Below are 1,611 nucleotides of genomic sequence, written 5' to 3'. Positions count from 1 at the left end.
CCTGCTTCTTTATGGCGTCCTGGCGCGCGGCGTCGGCGTCCTGCTTCCGCTTGAGATCGCGCTCTTTCGCTTGCTGCTCCTGGATCTGCTTCTGGCGCTCGGCGTCCTTACGGGCGGCGGCCTCGGCCTCCTGCTTCTTTATGGCGTCCCGGCGGGCGGCGTCGGAATCCTGCTTCGGCTTCGCATCACGCTCTTTTGCTTGCTTGTCCTGGTCCTGTTTTTGACGCGCGTCCTTGCGGGGCGCATCGGCGTCCCGGGCCTTCTTGGTGGCGTCACGAGAGCGGCCGTCCTCGCCGGCATCCCGGCCGCGCGCACGGTCCGCTCCTCCCTCACGCTGCCGCTTTCCGGCGCGATCGCCGTCTTTCTTGTCGGTCTGGGGTGCGGCGTCCTTCTCTCCGGCATCCTTCCGGCGGGGCTTGTCTCCGCGTTGGTCGTCGTCGCTTTTTTGCACGAGTTGTGTACCGGGCTTCGCGGTATGCGGCACCTCCTGGCTGTGCGCCGGCGCTACGCTGAGAAGGGCCAGGACAAGGGTGGAGGAGGAGGCGAGAAGGATGCGGGGAAAAGGCATTGAGGGTTCTCAAAAGTGGCAGGTGAAGTATTCGCTGTCCGCTACCGAGTCACGCTGACTCGCTTGCAACAGCCGCGATTTCACAGGGTTTAGTGTGGGAAACGGAAGAAAAGATGGCGCCCGTATGGCGGACCGCGGACATGCATCGCGATCCGCGTCCGCGAGCGATCTCTCACTGCCGAAAGAATGGGGATCAAAGAATGCCGAGGAGATGAAGAACGATCAGGCCGGTAACGGGAACTCCAGCCAGCCAGAGAACGATATAGCGCATGTTGCCTGCTCGTGAATCAAATTGCCTGGATGCGGCGCGACAGCCGCATCCGCTCCCGGGAGAAACGCCTCGCGGAGGTGCAAAGTTCCTCAAGCTGGAAGGACCCACAGCGGCAGGGTGCTGCACCGGGGTTAAGATTGCGGATTATGTGGAATGAATGCGCTCACCTTGCGCACCAGGTCGGCGACGTTCTGCGCGCTCATCCGCTCCATCACCCAGGCGCGATAGGTTTCCACGGTTCGCGGGCTGATCGAGAGCTTGGCGGCGATCTGCTTGTTCGACAGTCCGGAGGCGACGAGTTCGAGAACTTCGCGCTGGCGCGGGGAAAGCGCCTTGAGGCGCTCCTCGATGTCGATGCGCTCGCTGGTTTCCGTGCTCTTGCGGCGCCCCTTGTCGACGGCGTCCTGCACGCTGGTCGCGAACCGCTCGCCGTCGTAGGGCTTTTCAAAGAAGTCGAAGGCGCCTTCCTTGAGAGCCTGCACGGCCATCGACACATCGGCATGCCCGCTGATGAGGATCAGTGGCGCCTCGTGGTTGCGGCCGTTGAGCTCGCGCTGCAGCTCGAGGCCGGTCATCCCAGGCATGCGCACGTCCGCCACGACGCACGACGGCTTGGTGCCCGGGAGAGCCTCCAGGAACGATTCCGCAGAGTCGTAGCATGTCACAGGTATGTCGCGGCTTTCGATCAGAAGCCGCATCGAATGCAGCACGGCGGCATCGTCATCGATCAAAGCTACGGTCACTTCGGCACCTCTCCTGAACAGTCTTTTTG

The 1,611-nt window shown here is 63.0% G+C and carries 2 protein-coding genes; both read right to left on the bottom strand.

Annotation, left to right across the window (positions count from 1 at the left end):
* Positions 1 to 568: hypothetical protein (locus tag V7P99_RS00905; RefSeq protein ID WP_333792931.1), on the bottom strand; the 568-nt coding region annotated here is incomplete at its 3' end.
* Between the two features lie 402 nt (positions 569 to 970).
* Positions 971 to 1,611, bottom strand: a 641-nt coding sequence (locus V7P99_RS00900) for a response regulator transcription factor (protein WP_333792930.1), incomplete at its 5' end; no start/stop codon positions are given.

Origin of the sequence: Hyphomicrobium sp. (assembly GCF_036780825.1) — a bacterium.
Classification (GTDB): Bacteria; Pseudomonadota; Alphaproteobacteria; order Rhizobiales; family Hyphomicrobiaceae; genus Hyphomicrobium_C.
This window is presented reverse-complemented; position numbering and strand designations above follow the sequence as displayed.